This is a genomic window from Azospirillum brasilense (assembly GCF_001315015.1).
Lineage (GTDB): Bacteria > Pseudomonadota > Alphaproteobacteria > Azospirillales > Azospirillaceae > Azospirillum > Azospirillum brasilense.
This window is the reverse complement of the sequence record NZ_CP012914.1, coordinates 1,086,844-1,105,713: the sequence shown is the minus strand read 5'-3', so window position 1 is coordinate 1,105,713 and position 18,870 is coordinate 1,086,844. Positions and strand designations below refer to the sequence as shown.

9 protein-coding genes are annotated in these 18,870 nt (G+C 69.0%); 8 read left to right on the top strand and 1 reads right to left on the bottom strand.

What is annotated here, in order from left to right; all coding sequences use genetic code 11:
- The first annotated feature begins 92 nt into the window (after positions 1-92).
- From AMK58_RS04990 to AMK58_RS04980, 3 genes are all read left to right on the top strand, one after another.
- On the top strand, positions 93-1,526 hold the full coding sequence (locus tag AMK58_RS04990; protein WP_059398678.1) for an ATP-binding response regulator: 1,434 nt from the start codon (positions 93-95) through the stop codon (positions 1,524-1,526).
- 581 nt (positions 1,527-2,107) lie between these two features.
- Complete coding sequence (locus AMK58_RS31760; protein WP_059398677.1) at positions 2,108-12,511, top strand: SwmB domain-containing protein; 10,404 nt, start codon at positions 2,108-2,110, stop codon at positions 12,509-12,511.
- Positions 12,512-12,818: 307 nt separating this feature from the next.
- Complete coding sequence (locus tag AMK58_RS04980) at positions 12,819-13,565, top strand: SAM-dependent methyltransferase (protein ID WP_035672449.1); 747 nt, start codon at positions 12,819-12,821, stop codon at positions 13,563-13,565.
- A 9-nt stretch (positions 13,566-13,574) separates the two neighbouring features.
- Here the strand turns inward: AMK58_RS04980 and AMK58_RS04975 are convergent, their stop codons facing one another.
- Positions 13,575-14,495, bottom strand: a complete 921-nt coding sequence (locus AMK58_RS04975; RefSeq protein ID WP_035672446.1) for a LysR family transcriptional regulator — start codon at positions 14,493-14,495, stop codon at positions 13,575-13,577.
- Between the two features lie 106 nt (positions 14,496-14,601).
- Here AMK58_RS04975 and AMK58_RS04970 point away from each other — a divergent pair, with 106 nt between their 5' ends.
- From AMK58_RS04970 to AMK58_RS04950, 5 genes are all read left to right on the top strand, one after another.
- Positions 14,602-15,333, top strand: coding sequence for an SDR family oxidoreductase (locus tag AMK58_RS04970; protein WP_035672444.1), 732 nt, complete (start codon positions 14,602-14,604; stop codon positions 15,331-15,333).
- A 14-nt stretch (positions 15,334-15,347) separates the two neighbouring features.
- Entirely contained in the window at positions 15,348-15,860 is a 513-nt protein-coding gene (locus AMK58_RS04965; RefSeq protein WP_104675388.1) for a carboxymuconolactone decarboxylase family protein, read from the top strand.
- Complete coding sequence (locus AMK58_RS04960) at positions 15,857-16,213, top strand: Atu4866 domain-containing protein (protein ID WP_035672441.1); 357 nt, start codon at positions 15,857-15,859, stop codon at positions 16,211-16,213. Before AMK58_RS04965 ends, AMK58_RS04960 begins: the two co-directional genes overlap by 4 nt.
- A 179-nt stretch (positions 16,214-16,392) precedes the next feature.
- On the top strand, positions 16,393-17,022 hold the full coding sequence (locus AMK58_RS04955) for a calcium-binding protein (RefSeq protein WP_051140157.1): 630 nt from the start codon (positions 16,393-16,395) through the stop codon (positions 17,020-17,022).
- An 81-nt stretch (positions 17,023-17,103) separates the two neighbouring features.
- Complete coding sequence (locus tag AMK58_RS04950; protein ID WP_059398676.1) at positions 17,104-18,861, top strand: type I secretion system permease/ATPase; 1,758 nt, start codon at positions 17,104-17,106, stop codon at positions 18,859-18,861.
- Positions 18,862-18,870 lie beyond the last annotated feature (9 nt).

The following is an 18,870-nucleotide window of genomic DNA, read 5'->3' as shown; positions in this document are numbered from 1 at the left end:
TCCTGTTCTGCGCTGTTGTGATCTGACGCACGTGAATTCATGAGCCGGAAGTTGTTGTGCGGCGGTGAGCGGGGGCCATCGTGGAGACATATATGCCGAAACATGCGGACTCGGATGAACCGGGCAAAGGTGAATCAGCCACCAGCAAGGCCTTGCGGGACAGCCTGGAAACGCTGAACCGCAACCTTGCCGAGGGGGTCCGGACCGCGGAGCGTCTTCAACGCGACGCCGGCCGCCTGGTCGAGGAAAGCGCGCGCCTGGCCGCCGAACTGTTCGAGCAGCGCCGCGCGATGGAGTTGCTCCGCGACCGGCTTCATCGCGCCGAAGACCGCCGCGCCGCGCGGGAGGAGGAACTGCGCCGCGCCCATGAGACGGCGGAGCGCGCCGACCGGGCCAAGGCGCGCTTCCTGACCGCCGCCAGCCACGACCTGCGCCAGCCGATCCAGGCGGCGGCGCTCTATGCCCACATCCTGCGTGGCGCCATCGGTTCCAACCCCTCGGCCAGAGAGGCGGCGGATCTGCTCCAGGCCTCCATCGACAACCTGAGCGGCATGCTGAGCGGCCTTCTGGACCTTGCCCGGCTGGAGGCCGGCGCGGTGGACGTCGCGGTCACGGAATTCCGCCCCGACGCGCTGATGCGCCGTCTGGCCCAGGAATTCCGGGAGAGCGCAACGACCGAGGGGACAAGCCTGCACGTCTACCCCTGCGGCTTGGCGGTGCGAACCGACCCACGGCTGCTGGAACGGATACTGACCCATCTGCTGTCCAACGCCATCCGCCACGGCGGGGGAAACGGACGGCGCGTCCTTCTGGGTTGCCGTCGTCGCCCCGGGGCACTGGAATTTCAGGTGTGGGACGATGGACGGGGCATTCCCCCCGACGCCCGCGCCGCCATTTTCGAGGAGTTTCACCAGCTCGACAATCCGGAGCGCAGCGCGGCCAAGGGGTTCGGCCTCGGTTTGCCGCTGGTGGCCCGCATGGCGCGGCTGCTCGGCCTGACGCTGGACCTAAGGTCGCAGGTCGGTCGGGGCACGGTTTTCATGGTGACCGTTCCGCGTGCCGCCCTTCCGCCCGACCCCGACCGCCGCCTCACCGCCGCCGCGCGCGCCATGGCTGCGGCCGCCACCAGCGTGGCGGCGGCATCCCCGACGGACCGGATGAGGGGCCGGCGGGTGTTGCTGGTGGAGGACGACGAGCGGGTGCGCCACGCCATGACCATGCTGCTGAAACGCTGGGGCGTCCAGGTGATCGCCGTCGGATCGGTGGAGGAACTGGCCGCCCGCCTGCCCCGGATGCGCAGCCGGCCCCACGTGGTGCTGGCCGACCATCGCCTGCCTGGCGGCCAAACCGGCCGCACGGTGGCCGAACTGGTGCGAAGCCGCTGGGACGTGCCGGTCGTCATCATCACCGGCGACACGGCGCCGGAACGGCTGCGCGAGGCGCGCTCCATCGGTTGCCGCCTGTTGCACAAACCGGTGGAGCCCGCCGATCTTGCCACCACGCTGGGCGACGTCATGGATTCGTAAGCGGCAGGAGCGGCAGGCGGCCCCTCCAGATCCATAAACATATTATTTTCATGGCTTTTTTTGATCCGGGAGGGCCGCCTGGGTGCGTCCATGTTGCCTCCGCCCTCTCATCAAGTGAAGCCCATGGCCTGGCATCCTCCTTCGCAGAAGGAGAGGGAACCGACCGAGACGATTGGCTTTCCCACCCGTCATCACCGCACCTTCCGCCGATGCAGCGGATAGCAAACTGGGGACTTTTTTTACTACCACAATTTCTTATTGCACTACCTTTGCTGGCCCTACCCTCGAAACCATCCAGATCACCACAATGAATCCATAATAAAAATACCGAATCACCTTCCAAGACCGGATATTTAACAAAGAATTAATCTACGCAAAAGATGCAATATGCTGCAATTTGAAACATTGCAATGAGCATCTATGCTTTCCAACAGCCCAAATATGCTGTGTCAAATGCTCATTCCATGCTTGACCCGTATTGACCAGGATGCCCAATTCTGGATATGTGAAATCTAAAGGGGTACCCATTTCTTAAGTGGAGTGCGTACTCCGGATCGCACCCCATTCAGGATACGTCCGCCATGACCGAAGCGTCCGCCGTCGCCTTTACCACGTGCGTCACCACCTCTGGTCGCTTCTCACGCACCGCAACCGAGATCGCCATCATCGACACTGCCCTTTCCGGCTGGCGGGATCTTCTGGCGGGGCTCCCCGCCGGCGTGGAAGCCGTGCTGATCGGTGAAGGCCGCGACGGTGTGGCGGCGATGGCGCAGGCTCTGGCCGGGCTCCACGGCATCCGGGCGCTCCATGTGCTGTGCCACGGCTTCGAGGGCGGCTTGCAACTCGGCACGGCGCGGCTCGACGAGGCGTCGCTGACCGCGCGCGAGGCGGAGTTGACGGCCATCGGCGCCTGCCTCGCCCAGGATGGCGACATCCTGCTCTACGGCTGCAACGTGGCGAGCGGCCACGGCGAGTCGTTCCTCGACGCGCTGGCCGACATCACCGGCGCCGCCATGGCGGCCTCCCGGACCCTGACGGGCGCCGCGGAGTTGGGTGGCGATTGGGATCTTGCCTGGATGCGTGGCACGGTGCGGACCGAAGCCCTGCGGATCGAGCAGTATCGCGGGGTGTTGGCCGCACCGTTCTTCGACTTGGCGGTCGCCTACACCGGCGAGAACACCATCACCCTCAAGTACGAAGACACCCTGGACAGCACGAGCAACCCGCTGCTGACTCATTTCGTGGCGACCGATGGCACCGTGAACGCGGGCACCGGTTCCATTCTGATCAATGGAACGGCAGTCGCCCTGATCAGCGCCGTGGTTTCCGACAACCTCGTGACCCTCACCGTCGGCCAGCAGTTCCAGCTGAACGACGCCATCGCCTTCCGCTACGAGGACCCGGCGGGTGACGACCTGACCGGCGTCATCCAGGCCCCCTATGGCTTGGACACCTTTTCGGTGGACGTCTCCGTTACGGTTCTGTCCGCCCGCCCTCCGGCATTCCTCTCCTCATCCGCGCAAAGCGGAGGCAACAAGGTCGTCCTGTCCTTCGATCAGGCGCTGGATGAAAACAATCCCCCGTCCATCCAGCAGTTCTTCGGCTCCTCGACGACATCGGGACAGATTCGCATCAACGGCGTCTACTACACTGTTTCCGGCGTCGACGTCATTGGCAGCAACGTCATCGTTGAGGTTGGAAACGGCTACATTTTCCAAAGTGGGGATGCTGTCTCCCTCCGTTACTACGACGGCGATACTGTGGACAGCACCACCGCCATTCAGAACCAAGGCGGCGTCGATATTCCGGATTTCAGAACCAGCTTCACGGTTCAACTCCATGCCCCCACCTTGACCGCCGCGGGCGGCACGCCGACCTACAGCGGTTCCCAGACGCAGCCCCTGTTCTCATCGGCCACCGCCAGCACCAACGACAGCGGGCAGATCTTCACCGCCATGACGGTTACCGTGACCGGCATGCTGGACGGCGTCAACGAAGCGTTGTACTTCACCGTGCCCGGCATGATGGGTTCGCTCGAACTTTACTTGGTCGATGGCGCGTCCCACTTTATTGACCCCGTGCAGATGAGTGGGACAAGGGTCACCGGGACGGTGTCCGTCAGCAACGGCACAGCGACCATCCGAATCACCGGCATGGCCCTGTCGGATGCCGAAATGGCCTCGCTCATCAACGACATCACCTATTACAACGCGGCCGGAACTCCGTCCGACGGCCAGCGCATCATTGCCGTCACCGGCCTCACCGACGACGGCGGCAGCGTCGACACAGGCGACATCACCGGGGTCTCCGCAACCATCAACGTCGGCACGCCAGCTTCGAGCCTGCCTACCCTGACGGCGACGAGCACCGCGCCGACCTATATCCAGAACGCTGCGCCCGTGGACCTGTTCTCCGGTGTGGCCGCCGACACCAACGACATCGGACAGGTCTTCACCGGCCTGATCCTGACGGTCACCAACGTCGTCGACGTCGAGTGGCTGTCCCTCGACGGCATCATCCCCATTTCCCTGTCCTCCAACGCCGCCGGGACGCCTGTGACGGCGCCGGGCCTGACGGGGGCGGTCCTCACCACGTCGTACAGCGGCACGACGGCGACGGTCACCCTGAGCGGGTTCAGTCTCACCGGCACCCAATTGGCGGCACTGATCGACGGCATCGCCTACGTCAACGCCGGCGACGCGGTCAACGGCATCGTCACGCCCGGCAACCGTGTCGTCACCATCACCAGCGTCACCGACGACGGCGCCAGCAACAACACCGCCCCCCTCACCGGCGTCTCCGCCACCGTGAGCGTCGCTGGCGCTCCCACGACCTCCGTCGCGCCGACGGTGACCCTCACCACCGAGGACACCTACGGCCAGTCGGTGGCTCTCGGCACCGTCACGGCCGATCTGTTCGACGGGGTGACCGCCTCCACCGTCGACGGCGGGCAGACCTTCACCGGCATGGTGCTGACGGTCCACGGCGTCCTCTTCGGCGCCAACGAGCGTCTCACGGTCGGCGGCAGCTCCATCACGCTGACGGCGGGGACAGGCGTCTTCTCCAAGGGCAACTATGCGGTGACGGTGGTGAACGGCGTCGCCACGGTGACGCTGTCCGGCATGAGCCTGACCGACGGCGAGATGAACGCGCTGATCGACGACCTCGGCTACGCCTGCGACAACGCGGGGCTCGGCATGGCCCCTTCCGACCAGTTCGCCCTCACCGACACGCGCTCCATCGTCCTGCGCTCCATCACCGACAGCGGCGCCTCCAACAACACCACCATGGTGAACAAGGTCGCCACGGTGTCGCTGGGTCAGAAGGACTCGCAGTCCCCGATGATCACGGTGACGCCGAACAATCCGACGGTCACCTTCGCCCCAGGCACGACGACCGCGGTTTCGTTCACCGTGACCGTCGCCACCGCGGCGACCGTCGGGGACGGAGCCCTCTTCTTCAACGTCAAGGCGCCGGACGGCTTGACGATCTCGAACGTCAAGATGAACGGCGGCATGCCCGTCTTCGCCTTCGGAGCCTCGCCCGGAACTTACACCCTGACCTTCAACGTGACGACCACGGGCACGACCACCAGCGGTGCGTTCCCCATCAGCATCACCGCGGGGTACAGCGATAGCATCTCCCCCATCCCGACGATCGCGGTCAAGTCCGGTTCCACGATGGTGACCATCGCCGAGCCCGCCCCCGTCCTGCAAAGCGCGGCGGTGGACGGCACGGCGCTGGTGCTGACTTACGACATGGCGCTGGACGGAACGAACATCCCGGCGGCAAATGCCTTCGCGGTCCAGATCGGCGGCAACACGGTCTCCGTCACCAACGTCGCGGTGGACGGGGCCAACAAGACGGTCACGCTGACGCTCGGTCAGGCGGTCGCCCACACCGACACGGTCACCGTCGCCTACACCGACCCGACCGCCGGCGACGACACCAACGCGGTCCAGAGCACCACGGGCGCCGATGCCGCGACCTTCGCCGCACAGGCGGTCACCAACAACACGCTCGACCCGAACGGCACCCCGCCCACGCTGACGCTCACGCCGGTCGACGGCTACGGCCAGCTCATAATGGGCAACCCGGTCTTCGACCTGTTCGATGCCGTCACCGCCTCCACAGTGGACAGCGGGCAGACCTTCACCGGCATGGTGCTGACCGTCCACCATGTCGCGGGCACCGGCAGCGACGAGTTCCTGACCATCGCCGGAACCGACATCACGCTGAGCAACGGAACCTCGGGCAGCTTCACCGGCGGCAACTACGCGGTGACGCTGGTGAACGGCGTGGCCACGGTGACGCTCAGCGGCATGGCGCTGAGCAACAGCGCGATGAGCACGCTGATCGACGGAATCGCCTACAAGACCACGGCCTTCACAGTCTCCAGCCTCGACCAGTTCAACATCGGGTTCAGCGAAACGCGTCCCATCGTCCTGCGCTCGATCACCGACAGCGGCGCCGCCAACAACACGACCGAAGTCAACAAGCTCGTCACCGCATCGTTCGGGATGCAGCCGGGCAGCCTCTCCCCCATCACCATCACGCCGGACAACCCGACCGCCACCTTCGCCAGCGGCACCCCGACCCAGCTTTCCTTCACGGTGAACATCGGTACGGCGCTGACCCTGGTGGGCAGCACCCTCCACTTCGACGTGGCCGCGCCCAGCGGTTGGACGATCGCGAATCTCCAACTCGACGGGTTTGCGAACAACACCCTGGCCGGCATCATTCCGATCGGGGTCCATACGCTGACCTTCGACGTGACGGCGTCCGGCACCGACACCTCCGGCCACTTCCCCATCAGCATCTTCACCTCCACCAGCGGTCTGATTCCTCAGGCGTCTGTTTCGTCCGGCTCCGTCCTGGTGGCGCTCGCCCCGCCCGCCCCGGTCCTGCAGAGCGCGGCGGTGGACGGCACGTCGCTGGTTCTGACCTACGACGTCGCGCTGGACGCCGCGAACGGCCCGGCAGCGGGCGCCTTCGTGGTCAAGGCCGGCGGCAACACCGTCACCGTCACCGGCGTCGCGGTGGACAGCGCCGCCAAAACGGTCACTCTGACGCTGGGTCAGGCGGTCCAGCAGGGGCAGACGGTCACCGTCAGCTACACCGACCCCACCAGCGGCAACGATGTGGCGGCGATCCAGAACGCGACCGGCGGTGCGGACGCGGCCACTGTCACCGACCAGTCGGTGACGAACAACACCCCGGACACGACGCCTCCCTCGATCACCAACGTCACCATTCCCAACCAGCCGGCCAAGGTCGGCGACACGGTGACCGTGACGATCACGGTGGCGTCGGACAGCGACACCTACACGCTGGGCAACGGCAGCACGGTCGGCGGCTTCGCGCTGGGCAACCTGACCAAGGTCAGCGCCACCACCTACACCGCCACCTTCACCGTCACCGCCGACGGCCTGCGCACCGGCGACCGCGCCGCCGCCGACGACATTCCGGTCAACATCGTCCTGGTCGACAGCGCCAGCAACGCCAACACCCCCTACACCACCGCGATCAGCCAGACCAACGACCGCATCGACACCAACGCCCCGCCGACGCTGGTGGTGCCGACCACCCCGCCGACGCTGGTCGACACCGCCGCCGACGACAGCTTCCCGATGGTCGACGGACAGCTCTCCGCGAGCGACCTGGAAGGCGACACGCTGACCTACTCCATCGCCGGATCGCAGGCCTCCCCGCTCCAGTACGGCAGCGTCACGCTCAGCAACGGCGTCACCTACGACACCTGGTCCACCGGGCCGGGCGGCACCTCCTACGTCAACAGCCAGACCGGCCACTACGCCTACGTCTTCGACGCCGCCTTCCTCAACGGCGTGCCCGCCGGGCCGATGCAGGGCACCAGCACCTTCACCGTCTCCGACGGCAACCGCACCGTCTCGCAGCAGCTCACCCTCAACTTCACCGGCGCCAACGACAGCCCCATCCTGTCCGGCGACGTCCGCAGCTTGGCCACCATCGACCAGGGCATCGCCGACGCCGCCAACACCGGCACCACCGTCACCGCCCTGCTCGCCTCCGCCGGCACCGCCACCGACGCCGAGTACGACAGCCCGGTGCCGATGGTCCCCGTCCTTCCGCTGGGCATCGCCGTCACCGGGGTGACCAACACCAACGGCACCTGGCAGTACAAGGTCGGTACCGGCGCCTGGACCGACATTCCCACCGGCTCGTCCAACGGCGCGGCGCTGCTGCTCGCCGGGTCGGACCGCGTGCGCTTCGTGCCGAGCGGCTCGGGCTTCACCAACACCGACACCGGCGGCCTGACCTTCAAGGCGTGGGACCTGACCAGCGGCACGGCGGGCGGCACCGCCGACACCAGCGCGGACGCCTACAGCACGGGCAGCGCCACCGCGACGATTACCGTCGACGCCGTGCCGACCCTGACCGCGACCGGCGGAGCCAAGACCTTCGGCGTCGGGGTGGATGCGTCGACCAGCCTGTTCAGCGCCGTGGCGGCCTCCACCGTGGAGGCCGGGCAGAGCTTCCGCGGGGTGGTGTTCACCGTCAGCGGCGTGGTCGACGCCACCGAGGTCCTGAGCATCGGCGGCATCGACGTCGCCCTGACCAACGGCGCCACCGCCACCCTGAGCGGGCTGGGCGTCGCGGGCGGCGACGCCGGCGTCACCGTGTCGGTGGTCGGCGGCGTCGCCACGGTGACGGTCAGCGGCCTGGAGCGCAGCGACGCGCAGATGAACGCGCTGCTCGGCGGCGTCACCTACACGAACACCAGCGCGACCGCGACGCTGGGCAACCGCACGGTGGCCATCGCCAGCCTGACCGACAGCGGCGGCGCCACCGGCAGCGCGACCATCTCCGGCGTCAGCACGGTGGTGAGCGTGGCCGACGTGACGCCACCCGCGGCTCCGGTCGTCACCAGCGCGGCGCTGACCAAGAGCGCCACGCCGATCATCGCCGGCACGGCGGAAGCCGACAGCACGGTCACCGTCACCATCGGCGGGGCGACCTACACCACCACCGCCACCGGCGGAAACTGGAGCGTCAATCTCGCCACGGCGACGCCGGCCTCCGGGGCGCTGAACCTCAACGCCAACGGCGCCAACCCGGTGTCGGTCACCGCCCGGGACGCGTCCAACAACACCTCCACGGCCGGCACGCAGACGCTGACCATCGACACCACGGCGCCCGACGCGCCGGCGGTGACCAGCGCCGCGCTGACCAAGAACGCCACACCGATCATTGGCGGCACGGCGGAAGCCGGCAGCACCGTCACCGTCACGGTGGGCGGCGCCACCTACACCACCACCGCCACGGGCGGAAACTGGAGCGTCAATCTCGCCACGGCGACGCCGACGACCGGCTCGCTCAGCCTGAACGCCAACGGCGCCAACCCGGTCTCGGCCACCGCCACCGATGCGGCGGGCAATACGTCCGCACCGGGCACGCAGTCGCTGACCATCGACACCACCGCTCCGAACGCTCCGACCGTCACGACGGCGCTGAGCAACAGCACGACGCCGATCCTGACCGGCACGGCGGAGGCCGGCAGCACGGTGACGGTCACCATCGGCGGCGCCACCTACACCACCACGGCGACGGGCGGAAACTGGAGCGTCAATCTCGCCACGACGACGCCGACCTCCGGCGCGCTGAACCTGAACGCCAACGGCGCCAACCCGGTCTCGGCCACCGCCACCGATGCGGCGGGCAATACGTCCGCACCGGGCACGCAGTCGCTGACCATCGACACCACCGCTCCGAACGCTCCGGCGGTGACCAGCGCCGCGCTGAGCAACAGCACCACCCCGGTAATCGGCGGCACGGCGGAGGCCGGCAGCACGGTGACCGTCACCATCGGCGGCGCCACCTACACCACCACGGCGACGGGCGGAAACTGGAGCGTCAACCTCGCCACGGCGACGCCGGCCTCCGGCGCGCTGAACCTGAACGCCAACGGCGCCAACCCGGTCTCGGCCACCGCCACCGACGCGGCGGGCAACACGTCCACGCCGGGCACGCAGTCGCTGACCATCGACACCACGCTGCCAAACGCCCCGGTGGTGACCAGCGCCGCGCTGAGCAACAGCACGACGCCGATCCTGACCGGCACGGCGGAAGCGGGCAGCACGGTGACCGTCACCATCGGCGGCGCCACCTACACCACCACGGCGACGGGCGGAAACTGGAGCGTCAATCTCGCCACGACGACGCCGACGACCGGCGCGCTGAGCCTGAACGCCAACGGCGCCAACCCGGTCTCGGCCACCGCCACCGATGCGGCGGGCAACACGTCCGCACCGGGCACGCAGTCGCTGACCATCGACACCACCGCTCCGAACGCTCCGGCGGTGACCAGCGCCGCGCTGAGCAACAGCACCACCCCGGTAATCGGCGGCACGGCGGAGGCCGGCAGCACGGTGACCGTCACCATCGGCGGCGCCACCTACACCACCATCGCCACGGGCGGAAACTGGAGCGTCAATCTCGCCACGGCGACGCCGGCCTCCGGCGCGCTGAACCTGAACGCCAACGGCGCCAACCCGGTCTCGGCCACCGCCACCGACGCGGCGGGCAACACGTCCACGCCGGGGACGCAGTCGCTGACCATCGACACCACGTTGCCCGATGCTCCGGCGGTGACCTCGGCGGCGCTGACCAGAAACACCACCCCGGTGATCACCGGCACGGCGGAAGCGGGCAGCACCGTCACCGTCACCATCGGCGGCGCCACCTACACCACCACCGCCACGGGCGGAAACTGGAGCGTCAATCTCGCCACCGCCACACCGGTCACCGGTTCGCTCAGCTTGAACGCCAACGGCGCCAACCCGGTGTCGGCCACCGCCACCGATGCTTCGGGCAACGTCTCGGCGCCGGGCACCCAGTCGTTGGTCATCGACACCACCGCCCCCAACGCTCCGGCGGTGACCTCGGCGGCGCTGACCAACAACGCCGCGCCGACCCTCACCGGCTCGGCCGAGGCCGGCAGCACCGTCACCGTCACGGTGGGCGGCGCCACCTACACCACCACCGCCACCAACGGCGGCGCCTGGAGCCTCAACCTCGCCACCGCCACACCGGTCACCGGTTCGCTCAGCCTGAACCCCAACGGCGCCAACCCGGTGTCGGCCACCGCCACCGACGCGGCGGGCAACGTTTCGGGTCCCGGCACGCAGTCGCTGACCATCGACACCACCGCGCCCACGGCCACCGTGCTGTTCGAGGACGACAGCATCGACGCCATCGAGCAGTCCAGCGTCGCCTTCACCATCAGCGGCGGCGAGGCCGGGACCAGCTTCACCTGGACGATCACCTCGGCGGGCGGCGGCCAGGTCACCGGCTCCGGCGTGATGAGCGGCCCGACCATGCGGGTGACCGGGCTGGATCTCTCCGGCCTGGGCGACGGCACGCTCACCCTGACGCTCGGCCTGACCGACCCGGCGGGCAACGCCTCGGCACCCTTCACCGCGACGACGCAGAAGCTCACCGCCACGGTGGAGAAGCCCGCCCCCATCGCGCCGCCGCCGGTCGCCACCGTGGACGGCGCCACCGTCAACGGCTCGATCACCACCGGCGACGACGGCAAGCGCGTCACCACCGTGACCATCGCGGCCAGCAACGAGGAGCGGGTCGAGGACAGCAGCACCGCCAACGCCGACCTCGCCGACGTGCCGGTGGTGCGCGAGCAGGTGGTCGACCGGCAGACCGGAGCGGTGTCCACCGTCACCACCCTGACGGTCAGCGTTGCCAGCGGGGTGGCCGTCACCACCTCGGGCAGCGCCGAGCGGCAGACCGCCGCGGAGGCCCAGACCGGACTGAGCGGGCTGATCGCCGCCATCGAGGCGCGCACCGACACCGGCACGGCCTCGCGCGGCAACCTGACCGGCGGCGGTTCGGGCTTCCTCTCGGTGCTGTCCGCCCAGGCCCAGCTCCTGGTGCGCGCCATCGACTTCAGCGCGCCGGGGGTGGCCGCCGGCCAGGCGGTGCAGACCAAGGTGACCGGCAACACGCTGGGCGGCACCGGCACCGCCAGCACGGCGCCGACCGCGGTGGTGCTCAACACCACGGCGGTGGCCGGGCCGGTGACCATCCAGCTCGACAACGTGGAGTTCGCCGCGGTGGTCGGCGCCGCCACGCTGGTCGGCGGCGACGGCGAGCAGATCGTCTACGGCGACGACCACGAACAGTTCATGTATCTGGGGGCCGGCGACGACATCCTGCACGGCGGCGGCGGCAACGACACGATCGCCAGCGCCGGCGGCAACGACACGCTGTACGGCGACGACGGCGACGACGTGGTGATGGGCGGCGAGGGCGACGACTGGCTGTTCGGCGGGGAGGGCAACGACCTGGTCGGCGGCGGGGTCGGCAACGACGCGCTGTTCGGCGGGACGGGCCAGGACATCCTGTTCGGCGAGGACGGCGACGACACGCTGAGCGGCGAGGAGGGCGACGACACGCTGTCCGGCGGGTCGGGCAACGACCTTCTGTTCGGCGGGGAAGGCAACGACTTCCTGATCGGCGACGAAGGCGACGACACGATCAGCGGCGGCGACGGCAACGACGTGGCACTGGGCGGGGCGGGACGCGACCTCATCGGGCTCGGCGCGGGCGACGACCTGGCCAGCGGCGGCGACGGCGACGACACGCTGTTCGGCGAGGCCGGCAACGACACGCTGTTCGGCGGGGCGGGCAACGACCTGCTGAACGGCGGGGCCGGCAACGACGTTCTGTTCGCCGACGGCGGAGCGGACACGCTGTGGGGCGGCGAGGGCGCGGACGTCTTCGCCTTCGGCCGGTCCTCGGGCGGGTCGGTGGTGATGGACTTCCAGGCCGGGGTGGACCGTCTGGCGCTCTACGACGCCGGCATGGACCTCGGCGCGGTGATCCGCTCGGCCCGGGTGGAGGGCGGCAACACCACCCTCGACATCGGGTCGGGCAACCGCATCACCATCCTCGGCCAGACCGGAAACGTCGCCGCCTGGTTCGGCTGAGCGGGCATAAACGCCGGCCGGAACGGCGGGTGCCGGGGCCTTCGGGCTCCGGCACCCGCCGTTTCCGTTTCTAGGTGGCCGTGGGCTGGGATGCGAGCCGCAAGCTGTGGGGGCGGTCTCCGGAAACGCAGGCCCGTTCAATCGCGGAGAATGGCACAACCCTGGTGAGAACTTGTTGAGGCGCGCCCCGCAGGTTATCCTGCAATTCCGCGCAGGCATCGCTACACCACTCTCGCTCGCCGCCCTCATCCTTCGTGCCGAGGCGAGTCCGCCCACTCCCAGCATCCGTTCAAGGACGTCTTCCAAAGTGGACATTCCTCGAATATTCACCATCACTGAAAGCGCCCACCGCATTCACAACCCGATCACACCGGAAAAGCTCGCCACGCTCGGCGCGGCGCTGCGGTTGGAGTCCGGAGCCCGGGTGCTTGACCTCGGCAGCGGTTCGGGGGAGATGCTGTGCAATTGGGCACGCGATCACGGCATCACCGGCACCGGCATCGACATGAGCCGGTTGTTCACCGAACACGCGAAGCTCCGTGCCGTTGAACTCGGCGTCGCCGATCAGGTCGCGTTCATCCACGGCGATGCCGCCGGATACGTGTCCGACGAGAAGGTCGATGTGGCCGCCTGCGTCGGTGCCACCTGGATCGCCGGTGGTGTCGCCGGCACGGTCGAGCTTCTGGCGCGGAGCCTGCGCACCGGAGGGATCATCCTCATCGGCGAGCCCTATTGGCGGCAGCTGCCGCCGACGGAAGAGATCGCCAAGGGGTGCCTCGCCACCGCCATCGCCGACTTCCTCACGCTTCCGGAGCTTCTCGCGTCCTTCGACCGCCTTGGCTGCGACGTCGTCGAGATGGTTCTGGCCGACCAGGACGGCTGGGACCGCTACGAGGCGGCCAAATGGCTGACCATGCGCCGCTGGCTGGACGCCAATCCCGGCGATGACTTCGCGAAGGAGATTCGAGCCAAGCTGACCTCGGAACCGGTGCGCTACGCCACCCACACGCGGGACCATCTGGGCTGGGGCGTGTTCGCGCTGATGCCGCGGTAACGCCTCGACTCACCCCTGACGGGACGCCCTCGGCGACGCGCCGTTCCGCGCCCGCAGATGGTCAATGAGCGCGCGCAGCCGCAGCGGCACCGTCCGGCGGCTGGGATAGTAGAGGTGGAAGCCGGCGAAGGGCGGGCAAAACGCCTCCAGGACCGCCTCCAGCGCGCCGCGCTCCAGATGGGGCCGGAACGTTTCCTCCATGCCGCAGGTGAGCCCGGCGCCGGCCAGGGCCAGCCGGACCATCATCCCCATGTCGTTGGTGGCGACCCGCGGATTGACCGCGATGTCGAAGTCGCGGCCGTCCTCGGTGAACTCCCAGCGGTAGGGTGCCACGTCCGGCGCCGGACGCCAGCCGATGCAACGGTGGGCAAGCAGGTCGCGCGGATGGGCTGGACGGCCAAACTCTGCCAGATAGGTCGGTGAGGCCACCACCAGCTGCCGCTGCGGGGCGGAGACCGGGATCGCGATCATGTCCTGCTCGATGGCTTCGCCCAGCCGGACGCCCGCGTCGAAGCCCGCCGCGACGATGTCGAACTCCTCGTCGGTCACCAGGATGTCGACGCCGACCGACGGGTAGGCGGCCAGGAATCCGGCCAGCGCCTCGCCCTCCAGGATGCTTTCCGCGATGGACGAAACGGCCAGCCGCAGCGTCCCGCCCGGTGCCCCATGCGTCGAGGCGATGACCTCCAGCGCCGTGCCGATCTCCGCCAGCGCCGGCCGCGTCGCGGCGAACAGATGCGCGCCGGCGTCGGTCAGCCGAACGCTGCGCGTCGTCCTTTGAAGAAGCGGCACGCCGATCCGGTCCTCCAGCCGGCGGACCGCCTGGCTGACGGCGGAACGGGTGACGCCCAGGCGCTCGGACGCCCGGCGGAAATTAAGCGTCTCGGCCACCGCCAGAAACGCCGCCATGCCTTCGAAGGGATCGCTCATTGGTTAGAGAAGCTAACCAGCTCGTTCAGGATTGGCAACTCGAACGATCGGCCATCGGATCATAGCTTTCTCTCCGTCACCGCAACGATCGACAGAGGAGCAGACCATGACCGCGATCACCGACAAGACGATCCTCATCACCGGCGCGTCCAGCGGCATCGGCGAGGGCACCGCCCGCGTCCTCGGTGCCGCCGGGGCGAAGCTTGTGCTCGGCGCCCGCCGGACTGACCGGCTGGAATCCCTGGCCGCCGACATCCGGGCCGGGGGCGGAACCGCCGAGGTCCGCGCGCTGGACGTGACGAGCCGCGAGGACATGGCCGCCTTCGCCGCCTTCGCGCAGGAGCGGTTCGGGCGCATCGACGTGCTGGTCAACAACGCCGGGGTCATGCCCCTGTCCCCCATGGCCTCGCTGAAGGTCGAGGAATGGGACCGCATGATCGACGTGAACATCCGCGGCGTCCTCTACGGCATCGCCGCGGTGCTGCCGGTCATGAACGGCCAGGGCTTCGGCCAGATCATCAACATCGCCTCCATCGGGGCGCTCGCCGTCTCACCGACCGCCGCCGTCTACTGCGCGACGAAATACGCGGTGCGGGCTATTTCCGACGGGCTGCGCCAGGAGAACGAGCGGCTGCGCGTCACCTGCGTCTGCCCCGGCGTCGTGGAATCGGAGCTGGCCCACACCATCACCGACCCGGAGGCCGAGGAGCTGATGCGCAGCTACCGCGCCGTCTCCATCAAGCCGGACGCCATCGGGCGGGCCATCCTGCACGCCATCGAGCAGCCGGATGACGTGGACACCAACGAGATCGTGGTCCGGCCCACGGCCAGCCATTGAGAGGGAGAATCAGCATGACCCACGCCACCGACACCCTCACCCGTCATCCTGTGCGCCTGCGCACCCTCGTCACGGCGGGGCTGCTCGCCGCGGTTCCCGCGATGCCCGCCCCCACCCTGGCCAGCGCCCTGACCACCGAGGAGCGCGCCAAGCGCGGCGGCGAAGTGATCCGCAGCCTGAACAACGGCCATCCCCAACCCACCCTGGAGCGGATGCGCGAGGAGTTCCCCTTCCTGGCGGAGGCCACCGAGGCTTACGCGCTGGGCGACGTCTGGTCGCGGCCGGGGCTGGACACGCGGACCCGCCAACTGGCCGCGGTCGCCGCCTTCGCCGCCATCGGCGAGACGGCCTTCATGAAGATCCACGCCGGCTACGCCCTCAACGCCGGCGTCTCCGAGGACGAGTTGAAAGAGATCGTCTACATGGTGACCGTCCCCGCCGGCTTCCCCCGCGCGATCACCGCCGCACGCACCCTGTCGGAGCTGTTCGCCGAGCGCCGCCCGCCGACGGAAGGAGGCACGCCATGAAACGCGCGTTCGCCAGAACCGCCACCCTGACCGCCGCCCTGCTCGCCTCCGGCGCCGAGGCCCTGCCCGACCGCAAGGCGCTGGCCCAGACCGCCGACCGGCCTGAAGTGCAGCAGGCAGATCACCCCTATGTCGGCCTGTGGGTGACCGAAGACGGTCGCGTCCGCCACGAGCTTCTCCCCAACAACCGCTACGTCGAGGCGCGGGGCAGCCGGGAGAAGGCGTACCAGGGCCGCTATCGGGTCACCGGCGACCACATCGACTATTGGGACGACACCGGCTTCACCGCCGACGGCGACTTCATCGACGGGGTGCTGCACCATGGCGGGATGATCCTGCACCGGCGGCGCTGACCGCCGGGTCTTTTTCCCTCCTTTTCAAAATTGTGAAGTGGACAACAGTGCCGGATGCCCGATCCGGGAAGAATGGCTGTGCAAGGGCGAGGTCTTCGGAACGAACCAGCAAAAGGAACGCCGAAGAACACCCCTCCCCCTTGCATGGCACAATCCCCTGATCCGAAGGAAACGCATCAATGGCAAACGTCTATGGCACCAACAACGCCGACTATCTCGACATGATCAAGTACGGCGTCAGCAATGACTACGTGCAGGGTTATGACGGCAACGACACCATCCTCGGCTGGTCCGGCAACGACACGCTGGACGGCTGGAACGGCAACGACGTGCTGTACGGCGAGTCGGGCAACGACCTGCTGATGGGCTATTACGGCACCGACACGCTCTATGGCGGAAGCGGCAACGACCAGCTCTACGGCGAGAGCGGGTACGACAAGCTCTACGGCGGCGACGGCAACGACACGCTGAGCGGCGGCGACACCTTCGACGACCTCTACGGCGGCATGGGCAAGGACCAGATGACCGGCGGGGCCGGGGCCGACTGGTTCTTCTTCGAGACGAAGGACAGCGGCGACATCTACGCCGGCAACGCCGACACCATCACCGACTTCAAGGACGAGGACCAGATCTGGCTGAAGGGCAGCTACAGCTACGCCGGCTCGACCAGCGCGCCCGCCGACGGCCAATACAGCATCTGGCAGAAGGACGGCAACTACGTCGTCACGTGGAACGCGGCGAACGACACCGGCTATCACGACCTGATCGTGAAGGGCGACAACCCGATGGGCGACATCTCCTTCTACTGAGCCGCCTGACTGAGGTCCCGGGCGCGCCGTCCTTCCCGGCGCGCCCCTTTCCCTTCTCCGGACGACAGGAGCGCCCTTCCCATGGCCGCACGGGAATCCCGCCGCAGCCCATCCACCGGCCCATCCGCCCACCCATCGGCCCACCCACCGGCCCTGCGCGCGATCCGCCGGCGCATCACCACCGGCCTCGCCGCCGCGGGCGGGTTCAGCGTCTTTCTCGCCCTCATCCAGCTGGCGATGCCGCTCTACACGATGCAGGTCTACGACCGCGTGCTGGGCAGCCGCAGCGTGGAGACCCTGGTGGCCCTGTCGCTGCTGGCGCTGGGCTGCTTCGCCGTGTTCGGGCTGGTCGAGGCGATCCGCGGGCGGCTGACCCAGGCCATGGGGCATCTCGCGGCGCGCAGCCTGACCATGGACGCGCTGGAGGCGTCGATGGGCGGCCTGCTGCGCGGCGGCGCCAGCCGCCCGTCCCAGGTGCTGCGCGACCTCAACGAGCTGCGCCAGTTCCTCTCCGGGCCGAGCCTCACCGCGCCGCTCGACGCCGCGCTCAGCCTCGTCTTCCTGCTGTTCCTGACGCTGATCCACCCGCTCTACGGCCTCGTCTGCGGCGGCAGCATCCTCTGTCTGGTCGGGGTGAGCCTGCTCGGCCGGATGCTGACCATGCCGGGTGCGGCGGAGGCCAACCGCGCCCTGTGCCGCCATGGCGCCGAGGTCGAGGCGGCGTCGCACGGCGTGGAGGCCGTCGCCGCCATGGGCATGATGGGCAATCTGCGCCGCCGCTGGCAGGCGGTCCAGGACGACCATCTGCGGCTGGTCAACCGGACCGCGGGACGGGCGCAGGCCGTCGCCTCCCTCGCCAAGGTCTGCCGGATGACCGCCCAGGTGGCGATCCTCGCCGCCGGAACGATGCTGGTTCTGGACCGGCAGGTGTCACCGGGCAGCATGCTGGCCGCCTCGATCCTGATGGGCCGCGCGCTGGCGCCCTTCGAGCAGTTGATCGACTCCTGGCGCAACTGGTCCTCGGCCCGCGAAAGCCTGCGCCGCCTGCGCGGCCTGTTCACGGCGGACGCGGCGCCCGCGCCGGGCGTCCCCCTGCCCCGCCCCAGCGGTCCTCTGCTGCTGGACCGCGTAACCTACGTCCCGCCGGGGTCGGACCGTCCGACGCTGCGCGGCCTCTCCTTCTCGGTGGAGCCGGGCGAGGCGGTGGGCATCGTCGGCCCCTCGGCGGCGGGCAAGTCGACGCTGGCCCGGCTGCTGGTCGGCGTGCTGGAGCCGACCCAGGGTGGCGTCTACCTCGACGGTCACAATGTGTGGCGCTGGCACCGCGACGACTGCGGCCGTCATGTCGGCTACCTGCCGCAAGGCGTTGGCCTGCTCGGCGACACCGTGGAGGACGCCATCGCCCGGCTGGGCGAGCCCGACCCGGCGCTGGTCACCGCGGCGGCGCGGCGGGCCGGCGTGCATGAGATGATCGGCCGCCTCCCCGACGGCTACCGGACGGCGATCGGCGAGGGCGGCGCCCTGCTCTCCGGCGGGCAGAGGCAGCGCATCGCGCTCGCCCGCGCCCTCTACGGCGACCCCCGCCTGCTCGTTCTCGACGAGCCCAACGCGAACCTGGACCAGGCCGGCGAGGCGGCGCTCCTGCGCGCCATCGCCGAGGCCAAGGCCGGCGGCGCCGCGGTGGTGGTGATCGCCCACCGCCGCTGCGTCCTCGACGCGGTGGACCGCATCGTCGTGCTGCGCGACGGCATGATCGACCAGACCGCGACGCGGGCCGAGATGGTCCGGCGGCTGGGAACCACCACCCCGCAGCCGGCCGCCGCTGCCGCCACCCCTTGATTGGAGACA

Coding starts and splice junctions, on each gene's coding strand:
- AMK58_RS31760 (WP_059398677.1), top strand. CDS start 2,108: ATGACCGAAGCGTCCGCCGTCGCCTTTACCACGTGCGTCACCACCTCT.
- AMK58_RS04955 (WP_051140157.1), top strand. CDS start 16,393: ATGGCAAACGTCTATGGCACCAACAACGCCGACTATCTCGACATGATC.
- AMK58_RS04965 (WP_104675388.1), top strand. CDS start 15,348: ATGACCCACGCCACCGACACCCTCACCCGTCATCCTGTGCGCCTGCGC.
- AMK58_RS04975 (WP_035672446.1), bottom strand. CDS start 14,495: ATGAGCGATCCCTTCGAAGGCATGGCGGCGTTTCTGGCGGTGGCCGAG.
- AMK58_RS04950 (WP_059398676.1), top strand. CDS start 17,104: ATGGCCGCACGGGAATCCCGCCGCAGCCCATCCACCGGCCCATCCGCC.
- AMK58_RS04970 (WP_035672444.1), top strand. CDS start 14,602: ATGACCGCGATCACCGACAAGACGATCCTCATCACCGGCGCGTCCAGC.
- AMK58_RS04960 (WP_035672441.1), top strand. CDS start 15,857: ATGAAACGCGCGTTCGCCAGAACCGCCACCCTGACCGCCGCCCTGCTC.
- AMK58_RS04990 (WP_059398678.1), top strand. CDS start 93: ATGCCGAAACATGCGGACTCGGATGAACCGGGCAAAGGTGAATCAGCC.